The 15,073-nt window shown below is 58.8% G+C and carries 8 protein-coding genes, 1 pseudogene and 1 other annotated feature; of the genes and pseudogenes, 2 read left to right on the forward strand and 7 right to left on the reverse strand.

What is annotated here, in order from left to right; all coding sequences use genetic code 11:
- Nucleotides 1-38: 38 nt before the first annotated feature.
- Nucleotides 39-452, reverse strand: a complete 414-nt coding sequence (locus JOD69_RS13295; RefSeq protein WP_077731483.1) for a type II toxin-antitoxin system VapC family toxin — start codon at nt 450-452, stop codon at nt 39-41.
- Nucleotides 449-688, reverse strand: a complete 240-nt coding sequence (locus tag JOD69_RS13300) for a DNA-binding protein (RefSeq protein WP_139841067.1) — start codon at nt 686-688, stop codon at nt 449-451. Before JOD69_RS13300 ends, JOD69_RS13295 begins: the two co-directional genes overlap by 4 nt.
- Nucleotides 689-1,402: 714 nt before the next feature.
- On the opposite strand from JOD69_RS13300, the gene JOD69_RS13305 reads away from it, so the two are divergent.
- On the forward strand, nt 1,403-2,620 hold the full coding sequence (locus JOD69_RS13305; protein WP_086134182.1) for an MFS transporter: 1,218 nt from the start codon (nt 1,403-1,405) through the stop codon (nt 2,618-2,620).
- 164 nt (nt 2,621-2,784) lie between these two features.
- Here JOD69_RS13305 and JOD69_RS13310 read toward each other — a convergent pair whose 3' ends face one another.
- The 3 genes from JOD69_RS13310 to JOD69_RS13320 form a co-directional block, all read right to left on the reverse strand.
- Nucleotides 2,785-4,794, reverse strand: coding sequence for a TonB-dependent receptor (locus JOD69_RS13310; protein WP_086134181.1), 2,010 nt, complete (start codon nt 4,792-4,794; stop codon nt 2,785-2,787).
- An 818-nt stretch (nt 4,795-5,612) separates the two neighbouring features.
- The gene (locus JOD69_RS13315; RefSeq protein WP_086134180.1) at nt 5,613-8,156 is read right to left on the reverse strand and encodes a bifunctional YncE family protein/alkaline phosphatase family protein; all 2,544 of its coding nucleotides are present in this window, start codon (nt 8,154-8,156) and stop codon (nt 5,613-5,615) included.
- A 233-nt stretch (nt 8,157-8,389) separates the two neighbouring features.
- Nucleotides 8,390-11,344, reverse strand: a complete 2,955-nt coding sequence (locus JOD69_RS13320) for a hypothetical protein (RefSeq protein ID WP_156879725.1) — start codon at nt 11,342-11,344, stop codon at nt 8,390-8,392.
- Nucleotides 11,345-11,714: 370 nt separating this feature from the next.
- Between JOD69_RS13320 and JOD69_RS13325 the strand changes: the two are divergent.
- Nucleotides 11,715-12,330, forward strand: a pseudogene (locus tag JOD69_RS13325) (IS3 family transposase).
- Nucleotides 11,842-11,956 (forward strand) — a sequence feature (AL1L pseudoknot). (Overlaps the previous pseudogene by 115 nt.)
- 157 nt (nt 12,331-12,487) lie before the next feature.
- On the opposite strand, the gene JOD69_RS13330 reads toward JOD69_RS13325, so the two are convergent.
- Together JOD69_RS13330 and JOD69_RS13335 are read right to left on the reverse strand one after the other, a co-directional pair.
- Nucleotides 12,488-13,186 (reverse strand): site-specific integrase, encoded by a 699-nt coding sequence (locus JOD69_RS13330; RefSeq protein ID WP_210023989.1) that lies wholly within the window; start codon nt 13,184-13,186, stop codon nt 12,488-12,490.
- 253 nt (nt 13,187-13,439) lie between these two features.
- Complete coding sequence (locus JOD69_RS13335; RefSeq protein ID WP_086134178.1) at nt 13,440-15,068, reverse strand: FAD-binding oxidoreductase; 1,629 nt, start codon at nt 15,066-15,068, stop codon at nt 13,440-13,442.
- Between the last annotated feature and the right edge of the window lie 5 nt (nt 15,069-15,073).

Here is a 15,073-nt window from a genome sequence, read left to right on the forward strand (position 1 = left end):
CTGTTGGGGTGGCATCCACCGTTGTCCATTTGAATACTTCACGGGGTCGTTGTACCCAGGAATTGTTCGATTGCTACCGCCCGTCCCGGAAACGCATGCAGCACTTTCTTGTCTGCCGTTACCAACGAGATTCGCAGATAGCGGGCGAGCCACACAAACTCGCAATCGTATGCGCTGCAGCCACTTTCTATTGCAAGATCGAACACTGCAGGTCCGTCGATGGCTGCTTCGGGTACCGTAATGACTTCTTGCGCTCGAGCCAAAAAACTATCGGCATCACTCCGGGCGATATTATCGCGACGAACTGCGCCGAGGAGAACATTGCGGAATTCGGAATGGATAAGTTGGGGTGCGAACCAATCGGGATCCTTGATCAGAACTGCCTCGGCCTTAGCCGTATGAGGGGTTGGCAACAGCAAGTAAGCAAGCAGATTGGTATCGACCAAAATCATGGCCGGCCGGCCTCCTTCCAGCTATCCACATCGGTTTCACTAATATTCGGGGGGTAACGGTCACGTACCGCCCGAATGCGCTGCAGCAGTTCGGTTTTGTCGTGGGACGGCTGTTGAACATGCCGTTCGAGAGCGAAAAGAATTTCTTTCGTAAGACTTCGATGATGCTGTCGAGCGATATCCACTAACCGCTGATATAACGTGTCGGGGATGTTCTTGAGAGTGATGCCAGGCATGGCTGCCTCCTGGTGGTGATATGCCACCATTATACCACCACTCCCGACTTAATAAGACGACGTGGATTTCAGGTTTACTGTCAGCAGAGAGGTAGCTGCCAGGAATCGCCCAAACCTTCGAAGATGACTGTAAGTCGGCCCAGTGGGAACGACGCTGCGATATGACGACACTTAATCTGTCGCTAATGTGTGGCTTCCAAGGATCTCTGCTGGGGTTGTAAGCCGGAATCCTCGATTCTTCCGGGGCATCAAACTTTCCAGTTTACGACGCGTTAGATGGCCGGATTGCTGCCTAGTCAGCCCTGATTCGGCCGGAATTGGCGGCAAAGACTTTTCACTTTTGGCATCAATTACGGAAAGTTCTGCTGAATAAATAAGCAGAAATGATCGTGCGAAGCGCTATCGGGAAGAGTTTGATCAGGAATCGATCTTGCAGGTGAATTCATCAGCCTGTATATCCTTTCCTAAGTCCGCAACGGGCCGCCATGAGTAACGACATCACTGCCGAAGACTCGCTCTGGCTCCGATGGGAGAAGGAGGCCCGGTACTACGAAGTCCACCTCCAGAAGGACCCGTGGGACGAGTGGGTGCTGCCCCGGATCCGGGGCCGTCGCGGACCGACGACTGGCCAGGTGAATATCCTTGAATAGCCGCATGAACGTCCCGTTATCGCTCGTATTCCGTGGCGTGATCCCTTTTTGAACACATCAGCGAATGAATCGACTCGATCAATCCGCAATAGCATCGCCGTCGGGCGCCCGCATCCCGGCGGCCATCTGGGCTCTCGGTTTCGTCAGCCTGCTCATGGACATCTCGTCCGAGCTCATCCATAGCCTGCTGCCGGTCTTTCTCATTACTTCCCTAGGCGCAAGCGCGTTTGTGGTAGGGCTGATCGAGGGGGCGGCGGAAGCCACCGCGCTGATCGTCAAGGTCTTTTCCGGCGCCCTGTCGGACTACTGGGGCAAACGCAAGCCCCTGGCCGTCCTCGGCTACGGTCTGGGCGCGGTATCCAAGCCTCTGTTCGCGCTGGCGACGAGCTCCGGTCTAGTGCTCGCCGCGCGGCTGATGGACCGGGTCGGCAAAGGCATCCGCGGGGCGCCCCGCGATGCGCTGGTGGCGGACATCGCGCCGCCCGAGGTGCGCGGCGCGGCCTTCGGCCTGCGCCAGTCGCTCGACACGGTGGGCGCCTTCCTCGGCCCGCTCCTCGCCATGGGGCTGATGCTTGTCTGGGCGAACGACTTCCGCGCCGTGTTCTGGGTGGCCATCATTCCTGGGTTTCTCGCCGTCACGCTGCTGTTCTTCGGCGTACAGGAGCCGAAAAGGGACAAGTCGGAACACCGTGCCATCAATCCGATCCGGCGCGAAAACCTGCGCCGGCTGTCTGCAGCGTACTGGTGGGTGGTCGGGATCGGGGCCGTGTTTACCCTGGCGCGATTCTCCGAAGCCTTCCTCATCCTGCGTGCCCAACAGGGCGGGCTGCCGATTGCCTTCGCCCCACTGGTGCTGATCGGGATGAATGTCGTCTATGCGCTGTCGGCCTATCCCTTCGGCAAGCTCTCGGACGGCATGAGCCACGCTAAATTGCTTGCGCTGGGTTTGGTCGTCCTGGTCGGTGCCGACGTCGCGCTGGCTTACAGCGACCACTGGACCTGGGTCTGGCTCGGCATCTCCCTGTGGGGCTTGCACATGGGCATCACCCAGGGGCTGCTGGCGACGATGGTGGCCGATACCGCGCCAGCGGATTTGAGAGGCACGGCCTATGGCTTCTTCAACCTCATGAGCGGACTCGCCATGCTCCTGGCCAGCGCGTTAGCCGGACTGCTGTGGGACCAGTTCGGCGCCGCTTTCACCTTCGTTGCCGGGGCGATATTCAGCGCGGCTGCGCTGGTTGTCATCCTGCTCCGAAGCGGTGTTCGGGCACGCCGAGCGTGATCGTCCAAGTGTTCATGGCTTGCGATCGAAATTTCCGGACACATCGAGACCTAGATGCCGAATCCCGTACCGCGGTTTTGAGCGTCGCATGCACCAGGATCGGTTGAGCGGCCGATGGCGGGAGGAGCATCAATACCCACAACGCGATGATGAACAAACGCGGGCTAGAACCTAAATCGGTAGGTCGCCAAAACGTTGAGTCCGGGAGCGAAAATGCCGGATCCGTGCGACTTGTATTTCTTGTCGGTCAGGTTTTCCAGTTCCAGCAACAGCTCGTGTTGGGGATGCGGCGTATAACCCGCCTTGAGGTTGAACACAGTGTATCCCGGCGTTCCTCCGGCACCGATGCGCGGGTCTTCGATGTCTCCCTTAGCGAGTTGGTCCTGATTGTCGGCCCACCAGACCGAACCCTCGATCCACAGGCGATCCATGGGGTAGTAGACCAGACGGGCCGCACCGTTGAGCGGGGGAATCCGTCGCAGCGGGGCCTTCGTTTTCGCGTCACGTCCCTCGGTCCAGGTCAGGGTTGCGCCGACCAGCCATTGAGCATTCAAGGGATATTCGGCACTGGCCTCCACGCCCTGGATTTCGGCGTCATTGATGTTTTGGCGCTGCTGGATCGGCGCGCCGTCGGCCCGCCGGCCTACGGTAACCCGATCGATAAATCCTTCATAGTCACTATGGAAGTAAAATATCTCGGCACTTAGGACCTCATCGCGATATTTGAGGCCGATTTCTTTGGAGAAGGATTCTTCCGGTTTCAGCGAGGTATTGGGTATCTCGCTGAAGAAGTCCACCCGGCCGAAAAAGTCCTCCATGTTGGGTGCGCGAAAGCCGAACGCCAGCCCGCCCACCAGGTTGAGAGCGGGCGTGAGCCGGTAACCCAGGTTGATATTGCCGGCTACGGCATCCGTCTCGAAGCGGAGGCTCTGATCGGTCACCTCGCCGCGGGCTTCGTATCGGTTGTAGCGCACGCCGAATACGCCTTCAAGCGAATCCAGGAGGTGCGCCTCGTCCTGAAGATATAAAGCCCAGTGTTCGTAAGTCGCGCCATCCGGCGTGCCGGGCGTCAGTTTGCGTTCGGACTCCGTCACCCGGTTTCGCTCGACTTTCCGGGTCTGATAATCATCATGGTAGTAGTCGGCCCCGTAGGTCAGGTCATGGTCGCCGAAGATCCGATTCTTCAGCTGCAGGGAGAGTCCGACAGTGTCGACATCCGTGAGTTCCAGCGTTTCGATGGCAGGGTTGCGCCTCGTGATCACTTGTTCCCCTTCGCGCTGGTTGTTGTAGGAGGCATTGATACGTACGCCGTCGAAAACCCCAAGCTGACGCGCCCGGTATTCCAGGTACCCGAAGCGGCGTTCCTGCGGCTCGTAATCGAATTTCAGCTTGTCGCCCAGGGTCACTTCGCTGGTCTTGGGGACGTTGAACTGGCGGGTATACTGGCCGGCGAAGATCAGCTCCTGATTTTCGTCCAGTCGGTAGTTCAGTTTCAGGTCCGCGTCGCTTTCGTCGTACCCGCTGGGAACTTGTCGGCCAAGATTTCCGCCTCCGTCGAGGTCGTCATACAGCTTGCCGGTTGCCCCGGCGATCAAGCCGAGCTGGTTCCAGTTGCCCTCCACCTCGCCACGGAACACGCCGGCGTCGGCGGCACTTTCGTAATGGGCGGAGAGCAGGCCGTTATAGCCGAGCGGTTTGGAAAAGTCGGAGCGTTTGCGCGTGATGATGTTGATGGCCCCACCCAGCGCGTCGGTGCCGTAGAGTACCGAGGAAGGCCCCCGCACGGTCTCGATGCGTTCGATGATGTTCGGATCGATCGTATTGAGATACTGGTGCGGACCGAACCGATAGAAGGAGTTGTTCAGCCGGACGCCGTCGACCAGGATCAGCACCTGTTTGCCGGTCAGGCCGCGGATGAACGGCGAACCGCCGCCCTGGTTGGTCTTCTGGATGTATACCCCCGGCGTGAATCGGAACAGATCGGGGGTCATGGATTGCAGCGAATGGTCGATGAATTCCGGAGTTATGCTCGCTATGGCCTGTGGGACCAGGAAGGAATCCCGTTCGCTTTGAGTCGCGGTGACTACGATGGCAGGAATCGTCGGCGGTTGATCTGCGAGTGCATAACCGCACACGAGGATGGCCAGCGCCAAACCAGAACGCACAAAGTTCATCGCATTTTTCTACTTGTTGGTTCCCGGAACAGTGATACCGTAAGGTATCTGTCTGTTCGTATCGTCTTGGCTTCAGTACACGCACGTCCTGCCAATGCACTCACCGGAACGCAGACTGTCGTCCTTCCAGCGGCGCGCACGACATCAGCCGCCTAGAGCGTTTTCCGAATCGGTGAAGGGATTCGGATATGTAGGTCGGCAATCCCTTGCCGACGTATCGGCTCGGCGAAGGGCTTTGTCGGCAAGGGATTGCCGACCTACGTTCTCCCCTCCTGGCACGAATCCGTACACCGGGATGGAAAACGCTCTAAGTACATTCCATACACTTTTGCGGAATCTCGACAAATTAGTTCGATTGGCGGATTTCTCCTGCAGTGGTGCGTATGCCGCAAGACTTCCCTGAATGTACTTAGAGGTGAACGGATCTCCCCAGCATCGATCCGGTCGAAAATGCCAACGCGGCGTTTGTCCAGCGCATCCATGCCGCTACTCGTGCGGGCAAAATGTCCTTAGATTCGGCACCTGTGGAACTTACCGGCTTAGCGTGTCAACGTGCTTACAACTCGGTTACAAATTCGTGTTAATTGCATTCTCAGGACGAGGGAACATGCGCGCAGAATGAAAAGGAGCGCCGCGGCTTCATTTCCGGGATAGGGATAGGAATCGGTTCCGACGAAGCAGGACAGGGATTCACAAGGCGGATACGGGGCGGTCGATTGCGCCCGTTGCGGGCATCAGAACAGGAACTTCGGTTGGGATCTGGTTCACGGGCAAGAATGCCGACCCTGCGCGAGGGTCGGCTTGTGTGGCTGACGTTGTTAGTCGGTCCGTGAGACCAGCAATACTTCCCGAATGCCGGGTTCGCGCGGCTGGCGGCTCAGAGGCCGAATAGGCTGGCTGCCCTTGATCGCCTTCCAAAGAATCTCGTTGTATTCGCGCATGTCTGCGGCGTCCACTTCGGCCAGATCGAGTTTCATCGAACGCTCCGCGAGCTGGCGCTTTTCCCCTTGCAGGGAAGCCAAGGCGGGGTTCATTTCAAAGAGATCCTGGGCCGGTACGACATGCTCGTAAGGCGTGAAATCGGGCTTGGTCGTGAAACTGCGATCCATGGTGTTGGCGGCCGCGTCGAACTGGCTCATGGGCTTGAGACCCAGCAATACCTCGGCGGTATGGATCATGGATACGGTGCTGTAGTGAGTGCTGTCGACGGCTTGGCGCTTGACGTAGGGGCTGATGAGCAAGGCCGGCGTGCGGTGGGTATCGACATGGTCGAAACCGTCCTGGGTATCGTCCTCGATGACCATGATCAACGTGTTGGGCCAGAATCGGGAATGGGAGATGGCGTCGACGATGCGTCCCAGGGCCAGATCGTTGTCCGCCATCATGGCCTGGGGCGTGGGATAACCCGGGCTGGTGCCGGCGAGATGATCGTTGGGCAGGCTGATGATGGACAGGTTGGGGAAGCCGCCGTTCTTCTTATGGGTCTCGAACTCCTCGAGCCACACCTCGGCCCGCTTGATGTCCATATGCTTCAGGTCGTAGGTGCGGTACATCGGCGAAAAGTGGTCCACCAGGGCGGGCATGCGGGTGGTGGCGGGCTCGTAACTGCCGTCGGGGTATGTCTTGCCGTTGATCACGTACTCGCCGTAGGAGCGGTAGCTGATGCCGGCCGCCCGGGCGGCGTCCCACAGGTAGCCGCCGGGCACATTGGTGATGGCGATCAGTGCCCGGTTGATCAGGGTGCCGCGGCTGGAGTAGTCGCTCGGCCAGACCTTCATCGTATAGTCCGTAGCGTTTCCGCCCATGGAGCGTTCGTGGCCGTCCTTGCTGATCTCCGCATCGCAGTAGGTGTTGTCCAGAAGCACGAATTCGCGGGCCAGACGGCGATGGTTGGGGGCACTCCGATCATCGAACATGAGCAGGCTGGGGTCTCCATTGCCCTTCGGAAGATCGCCGAAGATCTGGTCATAGGCGCGGTTTTCCTTGAGGATATAAACCACGTGTTGGATGGGTAGCTGCTTGAGGATACCGGAGTGGGCATGGGCTTCCCCGAGTTCGCCGCCCGCCGTTACGGCCTTGCCGCGGGCCACCATGTTGTTCTCGTTGACCTGGCGGGTGTAGCGTTCCAGCGTGCCCCGGTCAGGGACGTCGATCACCGATAGCGAGCCGATCATCTGGTCGCCGATATAGGTCTGAGGATAGGCGTTCTGGCCCAAGCCCACGTCCTTGGAGTTGGCGACGTAGAGCTTGTCGCCGGCCGGGCTGATGCTGAGCGCCGTCGGGTACCAGCCGGTGGGGATGCGGCCCCTTACCCGATAGCGTTTTTCCGGATCCTTTTTCTGATCTTCCAGATCGACCACCACCACGGCGTTCTCGCCGGCATTCAACACGTAGAGGGTCTCGCCGCCGGGGGAAACGGCCAGGGCATTGGGTGTGCTGCCCGACGGGGCGTTCTTGTAGGGCTGCACGTCGATGTCGAACAGCCAGGCATCCGTGGCGGTGTCGATCACGGAAACGTTGTCGCTGTTGGCGTTGGCCACGTACAGCCGGTCGCCGGAGGGGCTGAAGACCATGGCGTTAGGGTGCTGGCCCACCGCGATGCGTTTGGTCACGGCAGCGGAATCCGGGTTATTCACATCCACAACGGCGACGTTGCCTTCCTTCCAGTTGGACACATAGAGCTTCTTGCCGTCGGCCCCGAGCAGTACACCGTAGGGAAACATGCTGGCGTTGTAGGGGTCGGCGCTTTTACCCATCGGGATGCGGTGGGTGACAGTGCCGGCGATGGGGTCTAAAACCGCCACGTCCCCGCCTTGGTGGTTGGCCGCGAACAGCCGGCTCTCGTCGGCCGACAGGGCAATGCCGGTGATGAAGCCGCCCTTGCGGCGGGAATCCACCTGGATTTGCCCGGTTTCGGCGATGCCGCTCTCCGTCACCTCATAGACGCGCACCAGGTTGGTATGGCCGCCCGAGGCATAGATACGCCTGCCGTCCTTGCTGTAGGCCAGTCCGATGAACAGGCCTTCCGGCGCGTCGTAGGGAAGGTTATCGCGAATGGCGAGATTTGCCCGGTCGATGCGCATGAGGGAGTGCTGGCCGTAACCGTTGTTGCTGATCAGCAGGTCGTTGCCGTCCGGACTGAGGATCATGCCCAGGGGCACGTGGCCGACCCGGATCTTCTCCCCGGCGGGGGTAACCTGCCAGTTATTGGGGGTGATGCCCGTCAGACCGTCGGGGCTGGGGCCGGCGGGGCGGGTCAACAGGTCGGGGGACGCCGCGCGAGCGGTATTGCCGAAACCGAGAAGGCCGACGGACAGGATGCCGCTCACTAGGCCGGCGATGATCTTTATTCTGGGTTGCATGTGAATTTCCAATAACGTTGTGGTGGGTACGGGGGAAGTTATTAATCACGCGGCTTGTCGCCGCGCCGGGGCATCCCTGCCCCGGATTAACCCGGCCTATATTTATAGGCCGGGTTAATATCTCCCCCCGACGAACATTGACTCTTGGGCGCGGGTCACCGTCCGGAGAAAAACCGGAACGATGACAGGGGCCTGCCCCTGTCATCGCTGCGTACCGGATGCGCGGCCAACGGCTAATGATTTGAAGCGACTGGAAGGGCCTCACAGTGCCGGGTCGCTGCCGCGAAATGCTCCTTTAGCAGCGCCGCGCGATTTTCGCGCAAATCCGCGCCGTCGCGGTCTGCCGGGTAAGGCGCGTTTTCGCCTTTCAAACCCTTCCACAGCGCGCGGTTGAAGGCGTCGACGTCGAGACGGTCCTCCACCGAGAAGTCCTGCTGACTCATGGCAGCCATCCAATAGGTCGCATCCCGTTTGGGCATGCCCGAGCAGTTGGGCGCCGAGGCGATCAGGGCGGCATCGCGTGGCGGCAATTCGAGCTGGGTGCTGTAAAGAATTTCCGGGACCACGGCCTGGTAGCTCCAGGATTCCTGTTTTTTGTCGAAAAGATCCGCCATCGGCGCGGTCAGACCGTCGTTGATGCCCAGCGGCGGAAGGCCCAGAACTTCTTCGATCGTTCGGATCATGCTGACCGTCGTGTAGCGGGTGGATACCAGCGCACCCTGCTTGACGTAAGGACCCACGACATAGGCGATGCTGCGGTGCGCATCCACGTGGTCGCCACCGTTCTGCGCATCGTCCTCGATGACGAAAACCAGCGTATCGTCCTTGAAGCGGCTCTTCGCGACTTTCTCCACCAGCCGGCCCACCGCGTAATCGTTGTCCGCCATCTGGGTTTCCACCGTATTCACGCCGAACCGGGCGGTAGCGAAATTGCCGAAGTGGTCGTGGGGCAACCGGACTAAAGAGAGATTGGGAAGCTGGCCACTCTCGACGTAATGGTCGAACTCCCGCTCCCATTCCTTAAACAGGTAAAAGTCCGAGTTGTTCTGATCGTAACCTCTGAAATATTCGTCGGTGTACGGTTTCAATGCCTGCTTCAGAGCCACCGCCTGTTTGACGCCTTGCCCGAAGGGTTTGTCGACCACCGGGGCACCGGGGAGGTTGGTCACGTAGAACCCGTAGTTCCGTATCGTCAAGCCGGCGCGCAGGGCGGCATCCCACAAATAACCGGTGCCCGCTTCGCCATCCCGTGAGTCCGGGGCCGCCACGTCGGCGCTGCCGGCGAGCATATCGGGATCGGTCAATCCGGATGCCTGTCGTTCCTCCGGCGTGAACGACACCGGGAAGTTGCGGTTGGCCCCTTCCCAGTCGTAGCTCAGGCCGCGCCCGGCGTAGTTGGGCGGCTGGGTCTTCTCGGTGAAGTCCGTAGTCCGCGCCGCCGTGGTCCAGTTCCAGCCGACGCCCGAGGTTTCGCCGCTGTCGTAGAAATTGTCGAGCGTCACGAACTGGCGGGCCAGCCGGTTGTGGTTGGGACTGTAGGGAGACAGGATTGCAAGGCCAGGGTTGCCGTTGCCTTTTTCCAGATCGCCATGGATCTGGTCATAGGTGCGGTTCTCCTTGACCACATAAATGACGTGTTTGATCCGGCTGCGCAGGAAGGCCATGGTGTCTTCCCATCTGGCGTGCTCGTGAACGGTGGGGAAGTCGTTGTTGTACGCGACCTGCCAGGTGAGCCGTGCCAGATCCTTGCCCTCCGGAACGGGCAGCGTTAGAAAGCCCGCTTTCTCCAGTTGCCAGACGTACTGGTTGGCGGCGTTGCAGGCGCCAAGAGAACCCGGCGCGGTGGAGAGCGTGTTGCGGCAGGCCTGGGTGTTTGGTCCGGCGACCCCTTTGCCGTTCACCACGTAGAGCGTGCTGCCGTCCGGTTTCACGCCGACCGCATTCGGATACCATCCGGTGGGGATGAGACCGATTAGCCGGCTCTTCTTATCCCCAGCATCGTCGCTGTCCTCCGCCTTAGTTGTTTTCTCTGCTCCGCCGCCTTCGAGCTGGATAACGGCCACCGAGTTGGTGCCGCCGTTCGTGACGAACAAGGTTTTTTCATCCGGCGAAAGCGCAACGTTGTTGGGATTTGCGCCCTTGAATCTTTTCGCTTTGGGGAAAACCTGCTCGGGTGCGGTGGTCAGGATCTCCTCGATGATCCGATCTTCGACGGTATCGATGATCAGCACCGTATCGCTGTTGTCGCTGGCGACGTAGAGCCGGTCCTGGGCTTTGTTCAAAGTCATCTTGCTGGGCTGCCCCTGGGTCTTGATGCGTCCGCGCACGGCCATCGTGCTGTCGTCCACGTCGAGAACGACCAGTTCGCGATCGCGCTGGGACGAAACATAGGCCTTCTCATTTCCCTTGAAAGACACCGCCAGGGGATAAGTTCCGCCCGGGGTGCCGGCTCGGGAAGGATCAGTCTTGCCGTGGCGAAGATCCAGCTCGCCGATTTTGGTGCGCGTGCTCAGGTCGACCAGACTCACGGAATCGTTTTCGTAATTGGCCACCAGCAACCGGTCGCCCTTGGCGTTGACGGATAAGCCCGCAGCCATCGGCCGAATATTCAGACCAGCACCCTGGTTGGCGTGTCCCAGCGGAATTTCCGCGGCCTCGGACCACTGCCCCGCATTCCGCGTGTACACGCGAACCGTATCGTCCACACCACCGGACACATAAAACTCGTGTCCGCCGGGATTCCAGGCCAAACCGTTGAAGGTGTTCGGCACCAGGATCGCCTGTTTCTGAACCGGTGCGAGCCCGGTTATGTCGAAGACGAACACATATTCCATGGATTCTTTTGCCACTCGGGATCCGGTGGAGCTGTTATTGCGGTTATAGCCGCTGGTCAGGATCAGCAGAGTGCTGCCGTCGGGGCTGACGGTCGTATCGACGGCGTGATCGGCCAGGAAATCGGGACGTGTGGGTAGGCCGGGATTGAGCGGCTGAAAGAGGGCATGAGGGGCGGCATCCGGTGTGATGCGCTTGCCGGTCGGCAGGAACTCTCCCTCGGTAAGGACAATACCGGCACGAGTGGAAGTACTCGCGTCGTCATTGCGGCCCCATGCAAGGGTCGATGTCCCGAGTGACAGTATCAATTCAATAGAAATAATCGCGGCAGTTCTTCTTTGCCATAGGCCATTCATATCTAGTCTCCGTCGGGTTGATCACAAGAAACGTGTGGCGCACGGTGAAGGTCGCGCTGGATCATAGGCGTACCACGTTTCAATCTGCTTACCGATGCGTGACAAAATGGAGGCCGTTCTGTGACATAACAGCATGGGCAACGAGAGAACGGCCGGAAATTGCGGGCCACTGAACCGCCCCGGGATTTCCGGAGACTCCGTTTCTCGAGAGGATGGAGTCATGAAAAAGTCATCGAAATTTTCACCAGAGACCTAAGAGCGGGCGGTCCGCCTAGTCCTTGAACATCAAGGGGAGTATGAATCGCAGTGGGCGGCCATCTGCTCGATCGCGGGCAAGAGGAGCGGCGCCGCGGAAACGTTGCGCAAGTGGGTGCGTCGGACGGAACGCGACTCCGGGCAAGAGGGCGCGTGTGCGGTTCGGAGCACGATCGGCTCAAGGCATTGGAGCGGGAAAACCGCGAGCTTAAACGGGCCAACGAGATTCTGCGTAAGGCGGCGGCTTTTTTCGCTTAAGGAGCTCGACCGCCGACTGAAATGAGGGTGGCGTTCATCGACAAACACCGGGTCGCCTATGGGGTCGAGCCGATCCGCGCCCTGTTGCCGATCGCCCCATCGACCTACCACGAGCACAAGACGCGACAGGTGGACCCAGCCCGGTTGCCGCCACGGGCGCAGCGTGACATCAAGCTCTCGAGGGAAATCCGCCGGGTATACGAGGAGAACTTCCAGGTCTACGGCGCCCGTAAAGTCTGGCGACAACCCGAGCGCGAAGGCATTCGGGTGGCCCGCTGCACGGTCGAGCGCCTGATGCGCGCCCCGGGCTATACAAAACCGAGGGCCTCCATCGCCGGGGGCCTTGGCGACACCTCGATGCGGTCGAGTACGCTACCCTGGAATGGGTGGATTGGTTCAATCACCGTCGGTTGCTGGAGCCGATCGGCCATGGGCCTCCGGCGGAGTTGGAACAGGCGTATTATCGCCAATAGGCCGAGTCGGTCATCGCGGCCTGACTCAACATTAACTGTCTCCGGGAAAACCGGGGCGGTTCATTCCGGAACGGCGCACCAGAATGAAACCCGTCAGTCCCGAGGATGTGCAAGCAGCCCGCGATGAGTTGCGGGACACGTCGGAGCCGGTACAGTCTTATTCGACCACCTGGTGAGAGGCACTACCTCGAGTGGTTAACTCTTCGAGCTGGCGGCACCAAACTTCAAGGGCAGCCCGCTTTTCTGCAACGTAGTCGTATCGATCATAGTGCTTCGCCGAAATATCATTCAATGCATGATTCTGAATTCGGTCCCGCACCAGTTTATCGATCCCCAATTCGCCCATCCGCGTCTTTACGGTACGTCGCAGATCCTTCGGGGTCCAGGGCAGCATCTTGGTTTCCGTACAAAAGTCCTGCACGGCGTGCGGTAAAGTGGACTCGTTCCAAGGCTTCACAGATAACGGATTGTGGCGACCGGGAAACAACCATTTGCTTTCAGGGTAGATGCTGCGCAAGTCATTCAGAATATCTAGGGCGAGTTGGGTCAGCGGAATGAGATGATCACGTTTATTTTTCACACGAGCAGCAGGAAGCAACCAAAGATGGGCATCAAGGTCGAATTCCGACCAGGCAGCGCGGGTTACTTCGCCTGACCGTTGTCCACCGGTGGCCAACAATAGACGAATCGCCAAGCGATAAGGCAAATGGAAGCCGTCCGTGTTCCAAATCGTCCGGATCTCTTCCCAGGATAGAGCGTCGTACAGGGTAAGTGCCCAAGCGAAGAAAACGTCTGCGCCCGTGAAGTGTGTATTGATAAAAGAACGTTTTGACGCCGGCGGCGGTAACTTGGACACCGAAACTGGGATCACTGCCTCCCTCGTAGCGCCGATAATTAACACCTGTGACTGCCAGGCCCTTGATATTTTTATCCGAAAACGCAGCCATTTGACCTCATCCGTAGCGCATGGCGTTAGTCGCCTTGTAATTCTCCTGAAGCGATCGACGTTTACACATCGGGACTCATCCAGTTCTCTGCACGACCGAATGCAACAGGCGTTCTCTGGTAAAGAGCCTGGTCTTCAAGTAAACGGCGTTTTGAAAGCCGAATTACCGTGGATGCCGTGGCCTCACCTTATTCATACGCCTCAGCTCGACCGGCGAGGTCCGGCCTTTTGACGATACCTTGTCGTAAATCTCATCGAAGGCCAGCTTGCAATACGGCAGCTGCTCCCGCAATCTGTCGTAGTCTTTGTGATCGAACATGGTTCTAAAATTCTCTCGGCTCAGGGTCGTTCTGGCGTACAGCGCCTGATAACCTCGATGGTCCAGGACGAACTTTTCGAGCGAGGGCAAGGCGGAGGCGTTGTCGAAATTGTCCTTTTTCGGTGTGCCATACGCGCCGATGTCGACATAAAGCTCATCCGGAATGTCACCCTCGCCTCGGAAGGGATGTATGAACCCGAGTTTCCGCTCGTTCTCGTAGACCGCCATGGGCGAAAGCCACAATGGATAGAGTTCGAAATGATCGTCGAAGTATTGAATGGATTTGGCCAAGTATCGGATCGGCATCAACATATCCTGAACGACGTGATGTTTTTCCCGAAGCCTTCGGGTCGTTTCGGTTTCCGTATACTTCAATAGCTCGATCCGCGGCGGCAGCGCCCATCCCAATAGCCATCTGAAAAGCGGATGATTGCCGAAGGGAATGATTTCTTCCATCGCCCAAAAATAGCTTCGAGTATGGCGATGAACATAATCCCTGAGCGGCACGTACTCGAACCCTTCTTTCCGTTCCGTGAGGTAGGTTTGTGCGTGCTTGTAGAACCATGGCTTATACCATCGTCCGATGGCGTTCAACGGTCCGTCGGCCCCCGGCTCGTCGGTCATCATGCCGCACAGGATGACCGCCGTATCGCGACTGTAGACCAACCCTTCCACGAAATCGTTTTTCTCCGTATCCCTGCTCTCCGCTTCGAAAACGTCGACCATATCGTCGAGTGAGTAAACGGGACGATAGTGAAGCCGGACGTATTTTTTGGCAGGGATTATTCTGAGTTGAACGGCGACCAGAAAACCCAGTGTGCCGTGACTCCAAGGGATCAGATAGAAAAGGTCCGCATTCTCCGATGGGCTGCACCGGAGCAGCTTGCCTTCGGCCGTCACGATGTCGAAGGATTCGCAGATGTGCTGAATCAATCCGTATTTGTGACTGCTGCTTTCCACCCCGAACCCCATGATCAAACCGCCCACCGTCAAGTCGTCCAATTCCGGGACGACGGGCAAGGTCCATCCGCGAGGCACGAGGCTTCGCGAAATCTGACCCATCGTGGCCAGCGGCTCCACCCTGAGAAGCATGCGTTCTTCGTCGATCTCGAGAATGTCGTACAGGCTGACGTCGATCTTTCGATGGAAAAGTTTGTACTTGGGCACCAACTCGCTCATGGATTTCCAGCCTGAGCGCGCGGTGCACAGCTTTTCCCGGCAACCGTCCCGCTTCCATGCCTCGATCTGCCCGATCACCTTCTTTACCTTTTGATCATGCTTCGCGGGAGCGCTCTTGAGGCGGAAGGCGATGCGGTCGCGAACCGAGACATACGCGCCATACAACGCCGAAACCGGCAAAAGGACGAGGGTCGCGAACAGCCCCCGATAATGGGTGAGAATGTGTTCGACAACACGGGATGTAGGGTCGCCTGTCGCTTTCACCGGAACTTCGCTGGGTACGAGCTTGGTCATGCCTC

Origin of the sequence: Methylocaldum sp. RMAD-M, from assembly GCF_017832375.1 — a bacterium.
Lineage (GTDB): Bacteria > Pseudomonadota > Gammaproteobacteria > Methylococcales > Methylococcaceae > Methylocaldum.

Bases quoted from the DNA above. Each gene is read 5' to 3' on its own strand.
- JOD69_RS13295 (WP_077731483.1), bottom strand. From the start codon at position 452: ATGATTTTGGTCGATACCAATCTGCTTGCTTACTTGCTGTTGCCAACC.
- JOD69_RS13300 (WP_139841067.1), bottom strand. From the start codon at position 688: ATGCCTGGCATCACTCTCAAGAACATCCCCGACACGTTATATCAGCGG.
- JOD69_RS13305 (WP_086134182.1), top strand. From the start codon at position 1,403: ATGAATCGACTCGATCAATCCGCAATAGCATCGCCGTCGGGCGCCCGC.
- JOD69_RS13310 (WP_086134181.1), bottom strand. From the start codon at position 4,794: ATGAACTTTGTGCGTTCTGGTTTGGCGCTGGCCATCCTCGTGTGCGGT.
- JOD69_RS13315 (WP_086134180.1), bottom strand. From the start codon at position 8,156: ATGCAACCCAGAATAAAGATCATCGCCGGCCTAGTGAGCGGCATCCTG.
- JOD69_RS13320 (WP_156879725.1), bottom strand. From the start codon at position 11,344: ATGAATGGCCTATGGCAAAGAAGAACTGCCGCGATTATTTCTATTGAA.
- JOD69_RS13335 (WP_086134178.1), bottom strand. From the start codon at position 15,068: ATGACCAAGCTCGTACCCAGCGAAGTTCCGGTGAAAGCGACAGGCGAC.